23 protein-coding genes are annotated in these 21,250 nt (G+C 60.0%); 11 read left to right on the plus strand and 12 right to left on the minus strand.

The genetic code is table 11. The annotated features are described in order from the left end of the window. Positions 1-38 precede the first annotated feature (38 nt). The 7 genes from AC1D2R_RS29180 to AC1D2R_RS29210 all read left to right on the plus strand — a co-directional run bounded on the left by AC1D2R_RS29180 (position 39) and on the right by AC1D2R_RS29210 (position 5,804). A complete protein-coding gene (locus tag AC1D2R_RS29180; protein ID WP_477972932.1) occupies positions 39-500 on the plus strand; it encodes a carboxymuconolactone decarboxylase family protein in 462 nt (153 codons plus the stop codon). 178 nt (positions 501-678) lie between these two features. After that, a complete protein-coding gene (locus AC1D2R_RS29185) occupies positions 679-1,386 on the plus strand; it encodes a c-type cytochrome (RefSeq protein ID WP_477972974.1) in 708 nt (235 codons plus the stop codon). After that, positions 1,383-2,654, plus strand: a complete 1,272-nt coding sequence (locus AC1D2R_RS29190) for a c-type cytochrome (RefSeq protein ID WP_477972934.1) — start codon at positions 1,383-1,385, stop codon at positions 2,652-2,654. Before AC1D2R_RS29185 ends, AC1D2R_RS29190 begins: the two co-directional genes overlap by 4 nt. Positions 2,655-2,661: 7 nt before the next feature. Beyond that, entirely contained in the window at positions 2,662-2,841 is a 180-nt protein-coding gene (locus AC1D2R_RS29195) for a hypothetical protein (protein ID WP_477972936.1), read from the plus strand. Then, on the plus strand, positions 2,838-3,401 hold the full coding sequence (locus AC1D2R_RS29200; RefSeq protein ID WP_477972938.1) for a cupredoxin domain-containing protein: 564 nt from the start codon (positions 2,838-2,840) through the stop codon (positions 3,399-3,401). The genes AC1D2R_RS29195 and AC1D2R_RS29200 overlap by 4 nt, the downstream gene beginning before the upstream one ends. Beyond that, the gene (locus AC1D2R_RS29205; protein WP_477972940.1) at positions 3,391-5,016 is read left to right on the plus strand and encodes a b(o/a)3-type cytochrome-c oxidase subunit 1; all 1,626 of its coding nucleotides are present in this window, start codon (positions 3,391-3,393) and stop codon (positions 5,014-5,016) included. The genes AC1D2R_RS29200 and AC1D2R_RS29205 overlap by 11 nt, the downstream gene beginning before the upstream one ends. After that, a complete protein-coding gene (locus tag AC1D2R_RS29210) occupies positions 5,013-5,804 on the plus strand; it encodes a c-type cytochrome (RefSeq protein WP_477972942.1) in 792 nt (263 codons plus the stop codon). The genes AC1D2R_RS29205 and AC1D2R_RS29210 overlap by 4 nt, the downstream gene beginning before the upstream one ends. Before the next feature lie 282 nt (positions 5,805-6,086). Here the strand turns inward: AC1D2R_RS29210 and AC1D2R_RS29215 are convergent, their stop codons facing one another. From AC1D2R_RS29215 to AC1D2R_RS29230, 4 genes are all read right to left on the minus strand, one after another. Next, positions 6,087-7,232 carry an HPP family protein gene (locus tag AC1D2R_RS29215; RefSeq protein ID WP_477972944.1) on the minus strand — a complete coding sequence of 382 codons (1,146 nt, stop codon included), beginning with the start codon at positions 7,230-7,232 and terminating at the stop codon, positions 6,087-6,089. 26 nt (positions 7,233-7,258) lie between these two features. After that, positions 7,259-7,717, minus strand: a complete 459-nt coding sequence (locus AC1D2R_RS29220) for an RrF2 family transcriptional regulator (RefSeq protein WP_477972946.1) — start codon at positions 7,715-7,717, stop codon at positions 7,259-7,261. A gap of 97 nt (positions 7,718-7,814) precedes the next feature. Then, positions 7,815-9,026 carry an NO-inducible flavohemoprotein gene (gene hmpA / locus AC1D2R_RS29225; protein WP_477972948.1) on the minus strand — a complete coding sequence of 404 codons (1,212 nt, stop codon included), beginning with the start codon at positions 9,024-9,026 and terminating at the stop codon, positions 7,815-7,817. A gap of 131 nt (positions 9,027-9,157) precedes the next feature. Beyond that, the gene (locus tag AC1D2R_RS29230) at positions 9,158-9,340 is read right to left on the minus strand and encodes a hypothetical protein (protein WP_477972950.1); all 183 of its coding nucleotides are present in this window, start codon (positions 9,338-9,340) and stop codon (positions 9,158-9,160) included. Positions 9,341-9,675: 335 nt separating this feature from the next. Between AC1D2R_RS29230 and AC1D2R_RS29235 the strand changes: the two genes are divergently transcribed. After that, positions 9,676-10,440: an SDR family oxidoreductase gene (locus tag AC1D2R_RS29235; protein ID WP_477972952.1), complete on the plus strand. Its 765-nt coding sequence runs from the start codon at positions 9,676-9,678 to the stop codon at positions 10,438-10,440. Between the two features lie 27 nt (positions 10,441-10,467). Here AC1D2R_RS29235 and AC1D2R_RS29240 read toward each other — a convergent pair whose 3' ends face one another. The 7 genes from AC1D2R_RS29240 to AC1D2R_RS29270 all read right to left on the minus strand — a co-directional run bounded on the left by AC1D2R_RS29240 (position 10,468) and on the right by AC1D2R_RS29270 (position 16,311). Further along, positions 10,468-10,692: a hypothetical protein gene (locus AC1D2R_RS29240; RefSeq protein ID WP_477972954.1), complete on the minus strand. Its 225-nt coding sequence runs from the start codon at positions 10,690-10,692 to the stop codon at positions 10,468-10,470. After that, a complete protein-coding gene (locus AC1D2R_RS29245; RefSeq protein WP_056822845.1) occupies positions 10,689-11,600 on the minus strand; it encodes a helix-turn-helix domain-containing protein in 912 nt (303 codons plus the stop codon). The genes AC1D2R_RS29240 and AC1D2R_RS29245 overlap by 4 nt, the downstream gene beginning before the upstream one ends. A 335-nt stretch (positions 11,601-11,935) precedes the next feature. After that, positions 11,936-13,147: an NAD(P)/FAD-dependent oxidoreductase gene (locus AC1D2R_RS29250; protein WP_477972956.1), complete on the minus strand. Its 1,212-nt coding sequence runs from the start codon at positions 13,145-13,147 to the stop codon at positions 11,936-11,938. A 201-nt stretch (positions 13,148-13,348) separates the two neighbouring features. After that, complete coding sequence (locus AC1D2R_RS29255) at positions 13,349-14,299, minus strand: helix-turn-helix domain-containing protein (protein ID WP_477972958.1); 951 nt, start codon at positions 14,297-14,299, stop codon at positions 13,349-13,351. Between the two features lie 24 nt (positions 14,300-14,323). Continuing rightward, entirely contained in the window at positions 14,324-14,794 is a 471-nt protein-coding gene (locus tag AC1D2R_RS29260) for a nuclear transport factor 2 family protein (RefSeq protein WP_477972960.1), read from the minus strand. A gap of 25 nt (positions 14,795-14,819) precedes the next feature. Next, positions 14,820-15,236 carry a cupin domain-containing protein gene (locus tag AC1D2R_RS29265; protein ID WP_056822859.1) on the minus strand — a complete coding sequence of 139 codons (417 nt, stop codon included), beginning with the start codon at positions 15,234-15,236 and terminating at the stop codon, positions 14,820-14,822. Between the two features lie 115 nt (positions 15,237-15,351). After that, positions 15,352-16,311: an NADP-dependent oxidoreductase gene (locus tag AC1D2R_RS29270; protein WP_477972962.1), complete on the minus strand. Its 960-nt coding sequence runs from the start codon at positions 16,309-16,311 to the stop codon at positions 15,352-15,354. 539 nt (positions 16,312-16,850) lie between these two features. Between AC1D2R_RS29270 and AC1D2R_RS29275 the strand changes: the two genes are divergently transcribed. The 3 genes from AC1D2R_RS29275 (at position 16,851) to AC1D2R_RS29285 (ending at position 19,925) form a co-directional block, all read left to right on the plus strand. Further along, positions 16,851-18,071 carry an MFS transporter gene (locus AC1D2R_RS29275; protein ID WP_477972964.1) on the plus strand — a complete coding sequence of 407 codons (1,221 nt, stop codon included), beginning with the start codon at positions 16,851-16,853 and terminating at the stop codon, positions 18,069-18,071. A gap of 92 nt (positions 18,072-18,163) precedes the next feature. After that, positions 18,164-19,078, plus strand: a complete 915-nt coding sequence (locus tag AC1D2R_RS29280) for a helix-turn-helix domain-containing protein (RefSeq protein ID WP_477972966.1) — start codon at positions 18,164-18,166, stop codon at positions 19,076-19,078. A gap of 496 nt (positions 19,079-19,574) precedes the next feature. Next, positions 19,575-19,925, plus strand: a complete 351-nt coding sequence (locus AC1D2R_RS29285; protein WP_477972968.1) for a hypothetical protein — start codon at positions 19,575-19,577, stop codon at positions 19,923-19,925. Positions 19,926-20,879: 954 nt separating this feature from the next. Here AC1D2R_RS29285 and AC1D2R_RS29290 read toward each other — a convergent pair. Beyond that, positions 20,880-21,250: transposase (locus tag AC1D2R_RS29290; protein WP_477972970.1), on the minus strand; the 371-nt coding region annotated here is incomplete at its 5' end.

Raw genomic sequence — 21,250 nt, forward strand, 5'->3', positions numbered from 1 at the left:
GGGCCGTGCGTCCCAATCAACCTAGAAGGAAAAGAAAAATGGCACCTCGTTTCAACTTTGGCAAGGCCTCTCCGGAAGCCTACAAGGCCGTCGCCGCCCTGGATCAGTTCGTTCAGAGCAGCGGTCTTGAATCGCGCCTTCTCCATCTCATCAAGCTTCGTGCCTCGATCATCAACGGCTGCGCGTACTGTGTGGACATGCATGTGAAGGAGGCCCGTCACGACGGTCTTTCCGAACAGTGGATCAACCTCATGTCGGTCTGGCACGAAGCATTGGTCTACGATCCGAAGGAACGCGCTCTGCTGGCATGGGTGGACGCCGTCACGAATATCTCCAAGACGGGCGCGACCGACTCCGATTTTGAGGCACTGAAGGTGCATTTCTCCGAAACCGAGATGACCCTTATCACCGTGGCAATCGGCACTATCAACCTCTGGAACCGCCTGGCTGTGAGCTTCCGTGTTCCTCATGCCCTGGATGCCGCTGCAAAGGCGGCATAACCCCGGATGATCAAGACGGCCGCCTCGTCAAACCATGAGGCGGCCGCCTTCGTTAGGTGGCATCGCGGCCCAATTTGGCCAAGCCTGTCCTTTTGCTGCCAGACAAACAGACCGCCATCCTGCAGGCATGGTCCGCACACATCCAATTTATCAAGTGTCGGGAGCGGCCACGGTGAGGCTGTATTTACATGGCGTCCTGCAAGCACTCTGCCTCGCGGCCGCCTCGGTCGCCGCAGCGGCTGACACATCCGTGAACGGCATGGCCGAGCGCGTCCAGGCGTGCACTCCATGCCACGGCGTCGTGGGAAGGGGCACCAACGACCCTTACTTCCCGCGGCTTGCCGGCAAGCCTTCGGGGTACCTCTACAATCAGCTTCTTGCTTTCCGGAGCGGTCGTCGGAAGTACCCGCCGATGAATTACCTTCTGCAGTTTCTGCCCGACACCTATCTGAAGCAGATCGCCGACTACTTCGCCGCCCAGACACCTCCGCTGCCGACAGCCGGACTGTCTGATGTCAGCGCGGCGGTTCTTGGTCATGGAAGGGCGCTTGTCACGGGAGGCGACGCGGAGCGGGGAGTTCCCGCCTGCGTGAGCTGTCACGGCTCCCTGCTGACCGGGCAGGAACCCGGCATACCGGGGCTTCTCGGTCTTCGCGCAACCTACCTGAGCGCGCAGCTCGGAGGCTGGCGCTATGGAACGCGCACCGCGATCTCGCCTGACTGCATGCAGGTCGTGGCGGGGCATCTCAATGAGGACGACGTCCGCGCTGTCGCCGCTTGGCTCGCTTCTCAACCAGCCCCGGCAAACCCATCCCCATCCCCGAGCGGAAGCTTCGCACTTCCCTTCGAATGCGGCAGCCAGCCTGAAAAGGGCACGGGCCAATGAGGTCGTTCCATCCCTATCTCCTTGTCGCGGTCGGTGGCACGGCGGCAGTGTCACTTCTTACCTCGCAGGCGCCGATCGTCGCCCAGGAGAAGGTCGCCGCATCCGACCCTGCTGTCATTGCGAAAGGCGAGTATCTCGCAAGAGCAGGCGACTGCATTGCCTGTCATACCGCCCCCGAGGGAAGGGTTTTTGCAGGCGGGCATGCCATGCCGACACCGTTCGGAACCATCTATACGTCGAACATCACGCCAGATCCCGAAACAGGCATTGGGCGATGGAGCGCCGATGACTTCTACCGGACGATGCACGAAGGCCGCTTCCCGGACGGCGGGCTTCTCTACCCGGCGATGCCGTTCGGTTCCTATACGAAGGTCAGCCGCGAGGACAGCGACGCGATCTATTCCTATCTGAGGACCATCGAGCCTGTTTCCCAGAAGAACAAGGAGCACGAGCTCGACTTCCCCTACAACAACCGCTCGCTCGTGCTCGGATGGCGGACACTCTTCTTCAAAGAAGGTGACTTCAAGCCTGACACGGCGAAATCCGACGATTGGAACCGGGGCGCCTATCTCGTCGAGGGGCTGGGTCACTGCGGCATGTGTCACACACCGATCAATTCGCTGGGCGGCAATTCCGAATCCGACGCCTTCAAGGGTGGTTTGATCCCGATGCAGAACTGGTACGCGCCGTCGCTGACCTCCAACAAGGAAGCGGGGCTCGGCGAGTGGAGCATCGAGGACATCAGCGACCTGCTGCAGAAAGGCATCTCAAATCGCGGAGTCGTCTACGGCCCGATGGCAGACGTGGTCTATAACAGCCTGCAGTATTTGAACGACGCCGACACGCGGGCGATGGCGGTCTATCTGAAAAGCATAGCACAAGACTCGCCCGAGCCTGCCGTATCGCGCCTGCCGCACGCCGAAAGCAGCCTGCTCGTCAGCCTCGGGAAGGCCGTCTACGACGGCCAGTGCGCAAGCTGTCACGGGGCGAAGGGCGAGGGTAGGCCGCCTCACTATCCGCCGCTCGCGGGCAACCAATCCATTCAGATGGACTCCGCAGTGAACGCGATCCGCATGGTGCTCAACGGCGGCTATCCTCCGGGAACGTTGGGGAATCCGATGCCACATGGAATGCCTCCGTTCTCGGTGAGCCTTTCCGACAATGAGGTCGCAGCGGTCGTCAGCTACATCAGGACATCGTGGGGCAACACGGGCGCTCCGGTCAGTGCCGCCGAAGCCAATCATTTGCGCGCGGCCCCGCTCCAATGAGGACACCATGATCAACACCGACACACCGGATGGAGATACAGCCGTACGCGACCAGAAGGTCGACGACATCGTCGCGAGCGGCCCGAGAGGCGCCATCGTTGTCGCGGGGATCGCCACCGCCGTGGTCATCGCCATGTGGCTGATCTTCTACTTTCTCGTCTTCCTCCCGCGCGGAGCCACGCCATGACTGTCGATATTCACCATTCCACGAGTGCGCTCGTCGCCGCGCGCATCGAGCGCAGATGGGCCGCGATCTCGGTCGTGATCATCGCGTTCCTGACGGGGATGGCTGCCTATGCCGGGATCCATCAGGCGACGATGCCTCAGGCCCAAGTAGAGACTATCGATCCCGTCACACTGCACCTCTCCGGAGAGTTCGTGGAATCGAATCTTGGCACAGCGGTCGAGCCAGATGGATCGGTGACTGTCCGTGCCGTCGGCCAACAATACTCCTTCACTCCGCCCTGCATTCTCGTTCCCGCCGAGACGAAAGTGGTCATCCGGGCGACCAGCGCCGATGTCGTTCACGGGCTTCTCATCCAGCAGACCAATGTGAACACTATGCTGGTGCCCGGCTACGTCTCCGAACAGACCGCACGGTTCCCCACCATCGGAGAGCATCTGATGCCCTGCCAGGAATTCTGCAGCGTCGGACACGAAGGCATGTGGGCGAAGGTCAAGGTGATCGAGCGCAACGAGTTCATGGCGCTCGCCGCCGACAAGCGGAGACTGAGCTGTGTTAAGTAGCCGACGCCTGATACTCGCGCACTTCTGGCTTGCCTTCGGCGTCTTCGGATTAGCGCTGATCCTCGGCGCCTGGCAGATGTTCATCCGCAGCCCGCTGGCATCATGGATAGCTAATCCGGAGTGGTACTATCGGTCGGTGACCGCCCACGGGACTGTCATGGGCTATGTCTTTCCGACTTTGGTCGCCATGGGCTTCGGTTACGCGATTACGGAAAGCTCGCTGAAGACCGCACTGATCGGAGGACGCTGGGCCTGGGCCGGGTTCTGGCTTATCGTCGTCGGCGCTGTCACAGCAATGATCCCGGTCTCGTTGGGACTGGCGTCCGTTCTCTACACTTTTTATCCGCCGATGATCGGCAACCCGTTCTATTACATCGGCGTGGTTTTGGTCGTGGTTGGCTCGTGGATCTGGGTCGCCCTGATGTCCGTCAACCTCTACCACTGGAAGCGCGCTCATCCGGACGCTCCAGTGCCTCTAGCCATGTATGCCAATGTAGCCAGCTCCTACCTCTGGGGGTGGACAGCGGTCGGGGCGGCACTTGAGCTTTTGATTCAGATTATTCCCGTAGCGCTAGGACTTCGTTCGACTATCGATGCCGGGCTGGCGCGCGTCTTCTTTTCCTGGACGCTCCATGCGATCGTCTATTTCTGGCTCATGCCGACCTACATCGCCTACTACACGATCGTGCCCAGGGCGATCGGCGGCAAGCTGTATAGCGACAGCATGGCACGCATCTCGTTCGTGCTCTTCCTCGTCGTCGCGATGCCGATCGGAATCCATCACACCTTCGCAGACCCGCAGGTCGGCTCTGGCTTCAAGTTCGTCCATTCCGCCTTCACCGCGATTGTCGCGTTACCGACGCTGCTGACCGTCTTCACGATCTGCGCGTCCGTCGAGATCACGGGCAGGCTACGCGGAGGAAAGGGGCCGTTCGGCTGGCTCGTGGCGCTCCCGTGGAAGAACCCGACCATGCTCGCGGTCGCCTTCTCCTTCATCATGCTTGGCTTCGGCGGCGCGGGTGGCCTGATCAACATGAGCTACCAGCTCGATAGCTCGATCCACAACACCCAGTGGATCACCGGACACTTCCACCTGATTTTCGGTGGTGCCATCGTCATTATGTACTTTGTCATCGCTTACGATCTCTGGCCCCACCTGACCGGGCGATCGCTGCGCGACCTGTCGCTGATGCGTGCGCAGCTCTGGCTATGGTTTATTGGCATGATCGTCACGACCTTCCCCTGGCACTATGTCGGCATCCTCGGAATGCCCAGGCGGATGGCCTACTACGACTATTCGAACGCGGCGCTGGCTGATGAGGCCATGCCAGTCGTTCTGTCGGCCTTCGGAGGGTTCATTCTCGTGCTGTCGGCAGTTCTCTTCTTTGTTGTCCTGATCAGGGGAAATCGCTCGACATCGGTCGAACCCGGCGTCTACACCTTCAGTGTCGCTGTCCACCCACCGGTCCGCGTTCCCGTGGCTTTGAACAGCCACGGCATGTGGGTCGCGCTCATGATCGGACTGACGGTGACGAACTACGGTTTCCCGATACTCCAGCTCGCGCTCCGACAGGACACTTCGGTACCTGCGGTCTATGTCGGGGTTCAGAGATGAGTGGCGAAAGGCTCCTCAGCTTTGCCAACAGGTGGTTTACGACCAGCGTCGGACTCACGGTGGCGATTCTCCTGCTGTCAGTCCTGACGGGGTTCGTTCTGCTTCCCTATGCTTCTCCGGACAGCCGTCTGACCGGACTATGGGATTCGATCTGCAGCGCGGCCGGGTTTCCCGTTCGGCGGTCGGCGGGCGATGTCATCGCTCCGGACTTTGCTGTCTCGTCAGCGAAATTAAACGAGACGATCCTGCGCAACCCGCCTGCCGAATCCATCGGGCGCGGCGCGACTCTCGCTCAGCAATGCGCGATCTGTCATGGACCAACCGGGATCAGCCGCGCGGACTCGCCGAACCTCGCAGGTCAGTACGCTGCCGTGATCTACAAGCAACTTCACGACTTCAAGACGGGCGCTCGAGTGAACACCGTCATGAGCCCGTTCGCCATCCATATGAGCGAGCAGGACATGCTCGACCTCGCGGCCTATTATTCGTACCTGCCGAGGCTCCCGAAAACCGATTTCGAAGAGGTGGTGCCGATACCTGCGATCGTAGCGAGCGGTGCCCCGATGCGTGGGATCGCGCCCTGCGGCTCCTGCCATGGCGGCATAGAGAACAAGACGGGCAGTCCTTGGCTGAACGGCCAGCCCGCTGTCTATGTGAAAGCACAGCTCCATGCGTTCGCGACGGATGCGAGGCGGAACGACACAAGCCAGCAGATGCGGAACATCGCGAGGGCGATGACGGACGACGAGATCGAAGCCGCCGCGAGATTCTATGGATCGTTGCAGTGAGGAGCATGAAGATGGAGCGGCTGCGGATCGATCATGTCAAGCACGGTCGGGCACTTCTGGCGATGCGACTGCCTCGAATTCGACCATACCTGGCCCGCCCACATCTTGCCGAAGTTTGCGAGGCCTACAGCCTTGCAGTCCTCCGCCTCGATAGTCTGCGACGTGAAAACGCCCCAAACGCTGCCATCGATGAATACGAGGATCTTCGGCAGTCCATTGAGAATGAGATTCGCTTCTATATGCTGCAATCCGGCAGGCGGACTGCGTGATCGCGTATGCGACCTATGTGGCCTTGTCGGCGAGCATTGCCATCAGCACGTCAGACTGCGAGATGATACCAACGAGCTTGTCGTCGCGAGCGCTGACGGGAAGGTAATGCAAGCCCTCTTCCGCCAGATGAATGATCGCTTCCGAAATAGTTGAATCCGGAGATACCGTTCGCACGGGCGTCGTCATGATGTCGCGCACGATCCCCGACGGTGCCTTGCCACTGGCGAGTGACAGCCGGAGCCGCTGCCGGAATCCGATTGTTGGCGAGCCGTTTCTCCAGCTTGCCTTGTCGAGGATGTCGGTCTGCGTAACAATACCGACAACCCGTGCCATGTCATCCGTAACTGGAAGCGCCTTGATATGGTGGAGCCGAAGAAGGTCAAGCGCGTGCCTGAGGCTGTCGTCCGCGGACACAGCGATCACACCACGGGACATGATGTCTCCACAGGTCGTCGTTCCACCACGTCGGGCATAGGACCTAAGCTCCGTCCGGTGAAGGATGTCGGCGAGATCCTCCCGATCCACGTCGATGATCTGGTCGTATTCCTTTAGCACTTCGTCGAGATCCTCGGTTCTGAAGCCGATGCGGTCGCTGGGCGGCCTGTCGCCTGTCTTGTGGTCAGCCGGGTTCCGTTTCAACGAATGCGGATATGGCCTGCCTGTCATGTTGTTGAAGGCAAAGGCGAGCAGCAGAAGCAGGAGCGAGTTACCTGCAACAGGCCAGAGTACGAAGCCGTACCCAAGCTCGTGTATGGCCGGGCCGCCGAGGACAGCAGTGAGAGCAATTGCGCCGCTCGGCGGATGGAGGCAACGAAACGCCATCATTAGGGCGATCGCGATGCCGATCGCGACGGACGCAGCAACGATAGCGTTTGAAAACAGCAGGCCGACCGTGACCCCTGTGACAGCGGCGATCAGGTTTCCACCGACGATCGACCAAGGCTGAGCCAAAGGGCTCGAAGGGACTGCGAAAAGGAGAACCGCTGACGCCCCCATCGGTGCGATCAGCGCAGGCAGCGTTGCGTCGGCTCCCAGCGCGGTTGCAGCAATAGCGCCTGTGGCCACGATGCCGAATGTTGCGCCGAATCCAGAGCGCAGACGTTCCGTGATGCTGATCGTCGATGCTTCGGGAAGAAGCCGTTTCAGGATTGAGCGCATATGGGAACCGTAGGATCAGGGAGTGATCAAGCTGTCGCCATCGGAAAGTCCGGAAGCGCAAGCAGATTTCGAAGTGGTACCGATGGCCTCGTCAGGTCGGCCAGCGTGTAGCCGTCTAGGACGTCCAGAAATGCGGCGGCAGCCGAGGCGAGTGCGCGCTTCAGGACGCAGGCCGGCTGGATGACACAGACTCTTTCGGCGCCTTCCTCCATGCATGGTACGATTGCGAAATCCGGCTCCGACGCCCTGACGATGTCGCCGATGCCGATCTTTGCTGCGTCGCGCGCGAGCCGCATTCCACCTTGGCGCCCGCGCACCGTCTCGATGAATCCTTTGAGCCCGAGTTCATGAGTGATCTTCATCAGATGCGCCCTGGAGATGTCGTAGGCGTCAGCGATCTCGGAGATCGTCGAAAGACGCTCGCCGTTGAGCGCGAGGTACATCATCAACCGCAGTGCATAGTCGGAATAGACAGTGAGCCGCATTTCTGGTCTCGTTGGGGTGGCAGGTCTCCCACCTCTATAAGATATCTTGGGTATGAATCAAATGCGGGGCGGATGTCTGTCCGCCCCGCGCACGAGTTCACGCAGCAGCCAAGTCGTCGGCGGGGCCGAAGAACTCGAAATGGATGCGTTCCTGCGCGACACCCGCCTGCAGGAGGCCGTTTACAAATACCGCCAGGAACGGCTTCGGGCCGCAGAGATAGAAGTCGGCATCCTGAAGCGGCGTATTCGCGGCGAGCCAGTCGATGGTGATGTGGCCGTCGTGATCGAAATGCACGCCGCGCTCGTCGAGTTCATGCGGAGTGCCGTAGAAGATCGCAGCCTTCAGGTGCGCGCGGCCGTCGACGAGTTGGCGGACATGGTCGCCCATCGCATGCACGCGACCGTCCTGGGCGCCGTGGACGTAGTGGACCGGATGTTCGACCCCGCTGTCGACGATCGTTTCCAGCATGCTGACCATCGGAGTGAGGCCGACGCCGCCGCTGAGAAGGACGACCGGGCGCTCCGGGCGTTCGGGCAGATGGAAGTCGCCTGTCGGCGGCGCCACATCGATCACGTCTCCTTCGTTGACCCGGTCGTGCAGATGCCTGGAGACGGTGCCGTTCTGCTCGCGCTTCACGGAGATACGATAGGTCATGCCATTCGGCGACGAAGAGATGCTGTAGTTGCGGCGCTGCGGCGGAAGGCCGGGCACATCGAATTTGAAGGTCAGGTATTGGCCGGGGCGGTGGCCGACCACCGGGCCGCCGTCAAGCGGCTGCAGGACGAAGGAGGTGATGATATCGCTCTCCCGGCGCTTCGCAGCGATCTTGAACTTGCGCCATCCATTCCAGCCGCCGACAGATCCCCTGAGGTGGTCGTAGATCTGCTTTTCGCGGCCGATCAGGATGTTGGCGAGGAACCAGAAGGCTTCTCCCCAAGCGGCAAGGATCTCATCGGTCGCCGCCTCGCCGAGTACTTCCTTGATGGCCCCGAGCAAGGCCGTCGCCACATGGGGATAATGCTCCGGAAGGATGTGCAGGCCGACATGCTTCTGGGCGATGCGTTCGACTGCCGGACCAAGGACTGAGAGATTGTCGATGTTCTGAGCGTAGGCAAGGATCGCATGGGCAAGCGCCTTGGTCTGCCGTCCGTCATCGCCCTGGTTTGCTTGATTGAACATGTCGCGGACTGCCGGATCCTCGAACAGGCGCCTGTACATTGCTGCGGTGATCGTCGTGCCGTGTGCCGCGAGCGCGGGCACGGTAGCTCTTACGATCGACTTGGTTTCTTCACTCAACTGGTTCGACATGATGATCTCCGTTCTGACTGACTGGGTCGATGAGGGGACTTACGCCCTTAAACATACATCTGCCATATATGTTTAAAGGCTACGCCCGGAATGTGCCGTTCTGTCGCAGGCGGTACCGCCGTCGCAACTACCTACTTCGCCGCAGGCCGTTCGGGGGTAGGCTCGTAGACTCGGGCTTGAAGATCGCGACCTCCGGTCAGATCGCCACGGACGAAAAGTCCCGCCATCAGCATCAGCATGCGAGCGACGATGGCCAGTCCCACGAAGCTGCCTGAAGACTGCCGCCGCGGCTCGTTCGAGCGAGTTTTCGGCATTTGTATCTCCTTGGTGTCGATGCTGCGGTCCCGAAAAGGGACCTGCCGAGGTGGCTGAGATCTCGGCAGGTCAGTTCGCAGATCGTGCCCGCGGCTGGCTCGTCTGCTTCCGTGCCTTGGGCAGCACGGCTGGGGGAACGAGAAGGAGGATGCCACGCCGACCCCCGATCGAATTGTATCGAAGAGACGTGTTTGGAACGCTTCGACCGCCAAGCACTGCGACCCAGGTGAGGTGCGGCCCGACCGTTCAAGGAATGCGTCGATGGTGATAGAAGGGACGCGCCCGCCGGCGCTTCTATCGGTCTCGACTTCATCCTGATTTGAAAGGAAAGCAGATGAGACGGCTTGCGGGAAAAGTTGCCATCGTCACGGGTGCCAGCGCAGGCATCGGCCGCGCGACGGCCAAGAGGTTCGCTGCAGAGGGCGCGATGGTCGTCGTCGGCGCCCGGCGCCATTCGGAGCTGCAGGCGCTGGTCTCCGAAATTGAAGCCCTCGGCGGTGTCGCCGCGATGGTCGCTGGCGATGTCGCTGACGAAGACTATGCGCGAACACTGGTGGAAACGGCCTTCACCCGGTTCGGTGGGCTAGACGTGGCGTTCAACAATGCCGGAACGATCGGCGAAGCGGGTCCTTCCGAGATTGTATCAAAGGAGGGTTTCGAGAAGGCGCTTTCCGTCAATCTCACGGCGTCCTTCATCGCAGCGAGAACGCAGATCCCGCGCATGGCGGCGTCGGCCGGCGGCTCGGTGATCTTCACTTGCACGATCGTCGGCTCGAGCTTCGGAATTCCCGGCACGGCAGCCTATGCCGCCAGCAAGTCGGGGCTCGTCGGACTGACCCAGACGCTCGCGACGGAATACGGTCCGAAGAACATCCGGGTGAATGCAATACTCCCGGGAGCGATCGAGACGTCGATGTATCACGAGATGAACGACACGCCGGACAAGGAGGTATTCATGGTCAACATGAGCGCGCTCAAGCGTCTGGGGCGTCCCGAAGAGCTTGCAGGCGCGGCACTGTTCCTCGCTTCGGACGACTCGGCCTTCATCACGGGTACCGCAATGCTCGTCGATGGCGGGGCGACGATCACCCGGACCTGACCCAGCCGCATGACAGCGGCGTGCCCGTCATGATAGATCGTCTTCGTTCAGACGAAGTGAAGCATGACGTACATCGACGGGGGCGAGACCACGCCAAGGCTGGAGCCTCAGCAAAGAAGAAGCAGGGAAGCGCGCGCCCGCATCCTGGCCGCGGCCGAAACGTTGTTGCGGAAAGACGGGATCGACGGGTGCTCGATCGCAGCCGTCGGAAAGATGGCGGAAATGCCCGTTGGCAACATTGACCAGAATCATTCACAACGGTTTCTGCGCCAGACACCCGGAGTTGTTCCGACGTACTGCATGAAGACTCGAGTGAAGTGGCTTTGATCGGAGAAGCCGCTGAGGATGCCGACTTCGGCGAGGGATTTGCCCTTGTCAAGCAACAGTTCCTTGGCGTGGTCCAGTCGGCGTAGTTGGAACCATTCGTGTGGAGACTGGCCTGTAGTCTGTCGAAAGGCCCGGCAGAAGTGCCTCTTCGACAGTCCGCATTCCCTCGCGAGCGCCTCGAGCTCCAGAGCACCATCGAGCCGCGACTCGATCAGTTCCGTGGCCCGCTTGCGCTGCCATGGCGCGAGACCGCCTTTGGAGACCTTGCCTCCGGGCGATAGCCCTCCGTAGGTCGATGCGACGTGGGAGGCCATCGCAAGGGAGATGTGATCAACGAAGAGCTGAGGAACCTCGTCCGGGTTGGCGAAGGCGGTCGCCGCAGCCGTCATCAGGCTCGCCATCGTCGGGTCGTCGTAGCCGAAGCCCGGCTTGTAGACCAGTTCGCTGATCTTGGGGGCGCAGGCCTCCTCGGCGACCTTGTCGAGCACGTCCGACGGCAGGTAGAAGTGCACCGAGTGGAAGGGCTTGTCTAACAGCACAACGGGATCGCGCTGCAGATCGTACACGAGGCTCTGGCCCTGACGAAGATCTTGCACCGGATACTGCCTGCCATCCTCCCAGTAGCGATGCGTGGGGTAGTCGCGCAACTGAAGCGCCACGAGGTAGGCCGTCTCTCGCGGAATGGACTTGCTTGGGAACGGGGACGGCGCGCTGCCCTTGATTTCGGTAAGGGCAAGATTTTCCCGCTTCAGGTTCCGGGACAGCACTGTCGGGACGTTCTGAAGTTCGAAACGCGAACCGAGGTTTTCACCATATGCACCTGCGTCAGTCATGGAGCGGCTCCCTAACGGATCTGATCTTACGACGCCGATCTGCGCTTGCAACTTCGTTTCGGACGAGGTCTGGATTTTGCGTCCACATCGTTCAATACCGAGCGAAATTTTTCAAGGAGGCGCTGAGAACAGAGAAAGACGAGCCCGTTCCTGGGGGGAGGAAGCGCGGAGCGGGCTCGTCGTTTGGCAGTCGTTGCCGAGGGGTTAGCGGCGGCTGCCATCTCGTGCGGGAGAGGCACGGTGTCGCGACATTCACACTATGCACGAGGAGACATGTAAATTCTTGAATGATCGGGCACGGGTTGTAGAACCGGGCCGCATCGGGAGGAGCGTGCTCAAGCTACCACTATGCGTCGGGGATCGGCCGCTTCGAGAGCGGCCTTGCGGTCGGCACTCGGCGGGTAGATCCACATCGTGTTTATCTTCGTCTTCAGCTCTTTCGCTTCGGCACCCTTCAGCATGACCTGTCGATCCCAGCCCTCGGTGTAGACCGCACCCCATGGGCCAAGGTCGAGGCAGGTCACGTACTTCGGTTGGCTGTAAGGGATCGGCTCGACACCGAGAAGGCCAGCGGCGACGTTGTTGCCCGCCGAACGTCCGAGGTTCATCGCATGCTGGCAGGACATCATTGCGTAATTTCCGAGGTCGTCGGTCGCGGCATAGGCGACATCCCCGGTCGCGTAGACGTCGGCGTGGCCGACGACCTTCAAATTGCGGTCGACGTGCAGCCGTCCGACAGCGTCGCGTTCAGCTTCGATCTGTTTCGTCAGCGGGTTGGCGCGGACTCCTGCAGTCCACACGACCGTCGCCGCGTCGATACGCTCGCCGGACGATAGCGTCACGCCTCGGGCGTCGACCGCGATGATCCCCGCACCAAGCCGCGTCTCAACGCCGAGTTCGGAAAGCGCCTGCTCGATGACCGGACGCGGGCCAGGTCCGAGGTCGGGCCCGATCGCGTCGTTGCGCTCAACGATAACTACTCTGACGGCGGCATCCTCGCCCAGCGCAGTGCGCAGCCTATGCGGCATTTCGGCCGCAGTCTCGATACCGGTGAAGCCGCCTCCCGCGACGATGACGGTGTTCCTTGCGGGGCTTTCGGGAAGCTCGTGCAGTTCGGAGAGGTGTTCTTCGAGGATGGCGGCATCGGCAAGCTGATCGACATTGAAGGCATGCTGTTCCAGACCGGGAATGTCAGGCCGGAACAGCTTACTGCCAGTCGCGAGCACGAGCTTGCTGAAGGCGATCTCCATCTCGCGGCCTTCGTCGTCGAGAAAGGTCACGCGGTTTCGGTCGGTCGATATGGAAGCAACATGGCCCTGAATGAAGCGAACACCCACGTTCTTGAATATCTCGCTCAGGGGAGCGCTCATCTTCGCCGCATGCTCTTCGTAGAGCCGCGGCCGGACATGGAGATCGGGTTGCGGGGCGATCAACGCCACCTCTACAGCACCGTCGGCCTTGCCTTGCTCGTCAAGAAGCCTGACTGCACTTAAAGCCGCCCACATTCCGGCGAAGCCAGCGCCGATGATCAGAATACGTTCGCTCATTTTCCGTTTCCTTTGGACATGGCGCCGCCCGCCGCATGACCAAGGGATGCGGTCGTCGATGGCCATACTGATGATCGCCCTGAAAGGGCGGTTTCACGACACGCTATTCGCATCGCATTGGACACGACGAAGCTTCGGCTTGATGCCGATCTTTATCGCAAGCTGGGGGCGGACTGCGAGGACTGAAGGATTTCCGGTTTCTCAGTCCGCCGAAAGCGGTCTGATAGACGATCGCCAGTCGCGGGGCCTGTCGCCAGTGATCCGCAGAAAGGTGCGGGCGAAGTGGGCGTGATCCGCAAACCCGCAGCGCGCCCCGATATCGGCCAGCGAGAGGGAACGGTCCCGCATAAGGAAGCATGCGTGCCTGATCCTTCGTCGCAGCAGCCACTGCTGCGGTGTCTCGCCCATTGTGCGGCTGAACGCGCGGCCGAAATGGGATACAGAGGCGGAGCACTCCCTTGCCACTTCTAAGACTGAAACGTCGCTCTCGATGCGCGAATCCATCAGTTCCAGCGCCCGCCTCATCTGCAATGGCGCAAGGCCCCGGCTGACAGCGATGCTTCGCTCCTCCAGCCGCCCGTACCGCACGCAGATGTGGACGGCGGCGGCGAGCGTGATCTGCTCGACGAAAAGCCGCGGGAAGCTGGCGGGTTCCTCGAAGCATGGTCGCAGTGCTATCATCAGATTGTTAAGTGTCGCGTCATCGGCGGAAGATCCTGCTGGGTGCGCAAGCTCCGCAATGCGTGGCGCGCCCATGTCGTCGGTGATGAAGTCCAGCATCGATCGCGGAAGGTGATAGATGTAGCTGTGGGACGAGCTTCGCGGCCTGACCCGAAGCTCTCGGCGCAGATCGTATATGCTTGACGTTCCGGTCGGCAGAGGTTCCCTGCCGCACGACCTGCCATCGACCCAGAGTTCGTGGTCTGGGCAGTCCTCGGCCTGCGTTGATACGAGCCATGCATCTTCATAGGGAAAGACGTCGCTCATCTCCGGATTGCCCGAGCAGATCAACTTCGTGACTGCGATCTCCGAGTTCCCGAGCAGGGAGCTCACAAGCACAGGCGCCTCTGTCACGCCGATCGGCCTTCCCAGATCCTTGCCGAAGGCCCCATTGATCGTTTTCGCGCCGCCGACTTCGCTCGCAGCGCTCACCGATGTGGCCCTCCCGCCCGAAGCTCAACGGACATCATAGGGTTTTCCCTCCGGATCGGCATGAACCGTCCAGAACCCCTCCGACTTGAACGACAGCGCGGTGGCGTAGCTGTCCTCAAGATACTGGAGGAAGACGATTTTGCCAGCCGCGCCTTTCGCCCACACGGAGAACGGCGAGGATGTCGACTTCGAGAGCGTGTTCGAGCACTGCTTCACCGTGCCGAACGCGGCGACGTTTCCGCCCGACCCAAATATGGTCTCGACGACGAACTCTTCGTTCCGGATGTAGCGGAACATCCGGGAATGGGCGTCGAGGAACCCTTGCGGTCCATGATTTCTGCCGGCCCACGGCAGAACCTTTTCCAGTTCCGGGTTCTGATCGTTTATCGAAAGATGCACGGCATCGTTGGCCACCAGCTCGTGCACCGCTTCGGGATGTGCCGGATTCTCCAAATAACGCCGGAGGATGTCGACTGGGTCCTTTCGCGATCTCATCTGCTCGATCTCCATTCTCTCGGCCTCATTCAGCGTCAGGCGTGGTCGGATGAGTTGCATCGCTGTCGAGAACGAAAACCGCCAGCAGTTTCGCAGGCTTCGTCTTGCTGGCATTTTCGCTCACCCGGTGGTGCGCTCCCGGCACCTCGAACCAGTTCTCGCCAACCTTGAACACATGGACGGGACCGTCGTCGACTTGGCTGCGGATCGCTCCTTCCAGGACGTACGCGAAGATAAATGCGGACTTGTCATGCGTGTGCGACGGCGACGTGCCGCCGGGTGCGTATTCCACGACGAAGGCGCGCAGGCTCTTTCCAGGTATGTTTGGGATCTTCTCAAGAAACGCCTGGGAAACGGTCTCTCCCTTAGCGTCGTGGGCGTGAACCGGGCCTGAAAATGCCAGGGTAACGGCACATGCTATGACGGATTTATAGAAGTACATGTGATCCTCCTTCATCGGGTCCGACTGTCTTAAATTCGAATGTCTCGTACCTATTGAACCGTCTGCACAATCTTGTTGGGATCGAGCCACATTGACGTGAGTCGAGGTGACCGATCTATTCGACCGTCATGACTATCTTGCCCTTGCCTCGCGGGCGTGTCCCTTCGAGCATCTCGTGGGCTTCAGTCGCCTTCGAGAGTGGAAGAACCTTGCCTAAGCGGGTCTCAAGTTCGCCGCTGTCGATGGCGGCTGAGATGTCCACCAGCTCTCCAGTGGTGACGGCGACGAGGAAGAACGAGGCATGGATGCCCAGCTTGGCGGCCAGCTCCTCGTCGGGCTTGGAGACTGCGGAGATCAGGTAGCCGCCGCGTCGAACGACACCGAAGGAACGGAGCTGTGTCTCGCCTCCGACGAGATCGATCACCGCATCGACACCATCGGTCGCTTCGTCGAACTTCTGTTTCTTGTAGTCGATCACAAGGTTCGCACCGAGGCCCTTCACGTAGTCCACATCCTCGGTCGCACAGGTCGCGATGATCTTAAGCTTGGCCCTGCGTGCGAGCTGGACCGCGAAGGCGCCGACGCTGCCCGCTGCTCCATGGATCAGTACGGTCTGGCTCGCCGTCAGACGAGCATGCTGAAAGAGCGCCTGCTTCGCCGTGACGGCGATGACTGGCACCGATGCGGCCTCGACGTCGCCGATGGTGACGGGCTTGTGCCCGCCCATGGCGGCCTTGACGATCGCGTAGTCCGAATAGGCTCCAGTAAATCTTTCGTTGGTCACACCGTAAACGGCATCTCCCGGCTTGAATCCTTTCACGTCCAGCCCGAGAGCATCCACGACACCGGAGTAGTCGGATCCAAGTGTAAGGGGCAGGGGTTGCGGCAGCGCGCTTTTGCCGGATCTGATCCAGCTATCCCAAGGGCCGACACCGATCGCCTTGATACGGACGCGCATTTCGCCCGCGCCGGGTTCATCGAGAGGGAGAACCTCTGCTCTGATTACCTCGGGACCTCCGAACTCGTTCACGCGATACGAGGTCATGGTGGTTGTGCCTGCGCTTGCAGAACTCATTGGTTTCTCCATGTGAAATGCCGCCAGAAATCGAGCAGGAGGCCCGTTAAGCTGACCGGGCATTGATCATAGTCGGTGCAGCTCGCTTGCAGAGGCTGCGCGGTATCGAGAATACTCAAGCTCTCCGACCCGTCCTTTCGGATGGCCGGAGAGCTTATTCCGAAGACGACGCTTCGGTCTGCGTTGGGTACGGCTGGACCCGCGCTGGGTCGGACGCGCTGAGGACCCATATTGCGGCAGCCGCGGAGAGCACGCAGGGAAGCGAGAGAGGATATCGTCTCCAGAAATGACGGACCATGCGACGGATTGCCTGTGATAGCTGGCATCATTCTGGGAAATGAAATCCAGATTGTATTTTGAACAAGCGACTTCCTTTGTGTGTTAGGGACACGATCCCGAACGATGCGTCTCCCGATCTCGAGGGGTTAAAGACCCGCGCAACTTGTCCGCATACTTCCAGCCGTGCCCCATTCCTTCAATAACGCGGTACTCGTTTGCGACACGCTGAAGTCGAACATGCGGGCGATGGAGCATACGCGATGGGTGGGAGCGAATTTCGACGTGGATGGCCACCGCTGACGGCAGCGTTGCTCGGCAATGCAATCGGTGTTCACTCCCTGCCGCCATACACCATCGGCCTCTTCATGGGGCCGCTTCAGGCGGAATTCGGCTGGGAGAGAACGTCCATATCAGCGGGAATAACTGTCCTCACAATATGCAGCGCCATCAGCGCTCCGTTCGTAGGCTCAGCCCTGACACGGTTTGGGGCTAGTCCACTCATCGTCGGCGGTCTCGGCTTTGGGGCGCTGGGGTACTTCGCGCTGAGTTCGATGGGGCCGTCGATCGCAATATTCTTGGCGATCATGGGGGCGATGGCGCTCCTTGGTTCCGCATGCGGACCGGTCACTCTTTCCCATCTGCTTGTGACATCGTTCGAGAGAAGGCGCGGCACCGCACTCGGAGTTGCGATGATGGGTATTGGCCTTTCAGGCACTATCGCTCCATTTCTTCTCGGGCATGTCGTCAATGGGAGCGGCTGGCGAATGGGCTATGTCACGCTCGCCGTCATGATGATTGGGGCGATACCTGTCATGCTCTGCTTCCTCGTCATCACGAAGATGCGGTTTCCCGAGGCAGCGACGCGGCGCCATCTGCCTCGGGAAAGTATCCCTTGGAACGATTCGACCTTCCGTCGGATGCTCGCCGCATTCTTCTGTGTTGCGCTGGCGAGCGGAGGCGTTGTGGTTCACTTTGTCCCGATGCTTGTCGACAACGGGTACGCCGTCGCCCACGCTTCGGCTGCATCGAGCTTCCTTGGGATTTCGTTGGTCCTCGGACGTCTGCTGACTGGCCTCATTATCGATCGGGTGTTCGCGCCTACGGTCGCCGCTGTCATCATGCTCGGCAGTTCGCTCGGGTTTGTCGTGCTGTTCAGTCTGGGCGGCGACTGGATTCCGTTGAGTGCCGTGCTCGTCGGTCTGACACTAGGCGCCGAGCTCGACCTCATCGCCTACCTGGTGTCGCGCTACTTCGGGCCGGCAGCGTACGGCAGGATCGTGGGTGTCCTCTATTCCGGCTTCCTGGTCGGAGTCGCTCTTTCTCCGCTGTTCTTCGCGATCCTGAGAGATGCGGGCGGCAGCTACTCTCCATGCCTGCTCTGGGCCGCCTTCTTCCTCGGGATCGGCGCCAATCTCTTCAAAGGACTTCCGCCCTTTGAAGAGCCGATTCAATCGGAGGTTCGGAAGCTGAGGCCTGCGTGATTCATGTCCCAAACCATCAATCCTCGCTCGGAGTGCCTTGCTATTTTCTGGTTGTCCGAACCAACGCCCAACTCGAGAGGTAGAAGAACGGAATGAACGCTCGTGGCGCCTATGGGGCCAACCTTGCAAGCGCGCTCAACGCACAGGCTGCTCGGTCTTTCCTGACGAGAACAAGTCTGAAAAGAAGTAGCATCGCCGTCACGCAAATCAGATGCGATATCGCGGACAACGTTCTTACGGCACCTGTCGAGAACGAGGACGCCATCCTCGTCATGCTGCAGCTAAGGGACTGGCCGAAGAGAATCCTTTGGAGCGACGGACGCCCTGTTGAGGCTCAGCCATTGGCGGCAGGAGCCGTTTCCATCTTCGACCTCAGAACCCGCTGGGTTGGGCATCGGGTCTGCCCAATCCACCAGTTAAATTTCTATCTCCCCCGCCACTCGCTGGACGAGATCGCGGACACAGAGGGTCTCGCCCATGTCCAGCACTTCAACAATGATCCCCTCGTCGGTGCGAGCGATCATGTCATCTGGAACCTCGGAAAGTCGCTGCTTCAGGCCTTCGACCGTCCCAACGAGGCCAACCAGCTATTCGTGGATCATGTTACCGCGGCTACCGCGGCATATGTCCTGCGGAGATATGGGATCGGTTCTTCAGTGCCTCGCCTGATTGGAGCGAAGCTATCGCTCGGTCAGCAAAAAAAGGTGAAGGAAATGATCGCTGCCAACCTCGACGGCGCGATATCTACTGCATCGCTGGCAGCCGAGTGCTCGCTCACCATTTCCGAATTCAATATTGCCTTCGAACGCTCGGTCGGCGTTCGCCCGGACATCTGGCTGGCGGAGCGCAGGATAGAGCGAGCGATGCTGCTGCTTCGATCGACCCGAGGCTCGTTGAACGAGATAGCGGCGCAAAGCGGGTTTTACGACGGCAGACATCTCTCGCGGGTATTCTGGAAGATTCTCGGGGTCAGCCCCGAGGAGTGGCGGTACTTGCTCAGACACTGACGGAGGACGTGATAAGTTACAGCCTGAACGCCTTCAGGCTGAGATCCCGTTTCAAGGTGCCGGACGCGCCGTTTGTCACCGCGCAGACCTTCCGTGGAGGCCGGAGGACATTCACCGAACTGAAGTCTGATTTCGTCGTGCCCTACGAAACCGGCCCACTGGAGCGTTCATCGCCGGGATGCAGTTGAAAGGATAGCCGGCCGCGCCAGAACGCTCGGGTTCTCGTCTGGCACTAGCGACGGCGCCGCGACGATTCTCCTCTTCGGAGCCACCATGTCGTGGTTCAGCAACGGCGTCCGCATGACCGCATCGATATCGAATTCCAAGCCCTCAAGTGCGGTATAGAGACCAAGCCCGACCGCTCGAGCTGAAGCTATGGCCTCCAGTAAAACCGGCGTGATTCAGATCCGCTATCTCCAGTGCTCGCGCGTCACAGGCTTGCGCCGGCCGATCGGTCATCGCATCGTCAAAGCTGAATCTTGCTCAGGAGGCTCGAGTGGAACGAAGAATCAATCCAGATTCCTGGAGGTTGGACAACGCCGTCCGCGTGCTTCGGGTGTGGCTGGATGTCGGAGACATCGACACTGTAAGAAAAATGGCCGCACTTCAGGCGCATCTGTTTCCCAACAAGCCATCCGATCCTCACCGTGATGCGTTAGATTGCATTCTAGGCGTCATCGAACGAGCACTGACGTTCGAGAAGGAAAACGGAGCAGGGAGTTTTCTAAACATTGATCATCCCTTTGTCAGAGCCTCGATCGAGGGGAGAGACAACACTTATGGAATAAGCATGCTGCAAAACGCCGTGCGTGCGTCCACTCAACGGAAACTCTTCAACGTTCACTAGCGAGCCGCTCGAAACTTAGTTCGGCCAAATACCTTGTGATCCCAAGATAGTTGTCACCAGCAAGATGGTGGCGAAATAATCGAGGCGGAAATCCACTTAACGAGACGCCCGAAACTGTTCAGACAAACCGAGCCAGCTCTACGAGCATCCGCGCGGGCGAACGGATTATACTGAGCTCCAGCTCACTTGGCGGTTCCAAACCCATTGTCACCATCACCTGTCGCCACATCGATGGTGCCCCAGGGATTGAAGATCCGGGAAGAAGGAAACAACGGCCAATCCTTGTCGGAAGACTGCGAAAAGGAATGACGTGGCCTTCACCCAAGAAGACTCGGTCCTTTTACCGCGCCTCAGCCAACCTCAAGGATTGGCGTTCGAGTCCATTCGCGGAATCGGTAAGACAGTATCGTTTGTGTATATCCGCTGCGATATAAATATATGTGAATTAAAATACTACACTTCGCTTCGGGTCTTACATTTGTTTTAGTTCGCAGGTAGGGCCTGAGTTCGCAGCGTCGTGCATCATTACTTGCATCGTGGACGCTAAGACAGGGCAAAGGGCGTTAATCAATTGTTTACCATAAAATGAAGGACCCGTAGTTCCGACCTGCCCCGAACCGCTTCCAGCCCTCTTTCGGCGGTTGTCAACTATTCTAACGTTCCTTTGTGATGCTGGACGAGGTCGACGGCCATCAAGTAGCGGCGTTGCTCGGGTCTAAAGCGCTTTACCGAGTGTTTTCGACACTGCGCTTCACCCAGGGCGAACGGAGCTGGAACCACGCGTGATCAGAGCGCGCAGTCCGCGGTCCGTCTATTCGCCGGCATCGTCGGTGGCTATCCTGATTCTATTGGATATTCAGGGATCCCTGTCCGCTCTCATGGCGATATGCGTCCGGAAATAGTGTAACTCGTCCGGTCATATGTGATGATCTAAACGTCTAGAGCAGATCCTGTTCAATCCGGGTCATATCCAGCAGCCCTGAAGTAGTTTGCGCATTCTGTCGGCGTGAAGCGGGGCATCAATGCGCCGACCGCGTCCCACAAGGCATCGATCTTTCTCTCTGCCCGAGCCCGCAACATGGCCTTCAATTTTGAGAAGGCGTTCTCAATGGGGTTGAAGTCGGGGCTGTAGGGCGGCAGGAACATGAGCTTTGCACCCATGCGCTCGATGGCATCGCGCACCCCGGCTGCTTTATGTGCGGGCAAATTGTCCATGACGACAATATCCCCGGGCTGAAGGGTCGACAGCAACACCTGCTCGACATAGGCCAGGAAGACGTTGCCGTTCATTGCTCCGTCGTAGACAAACGGCGCGGTCATGCCGG

The sequence above is a fragment of the Rhizobium sp. P1_C7 genome, from assembly GCF_056406295.1.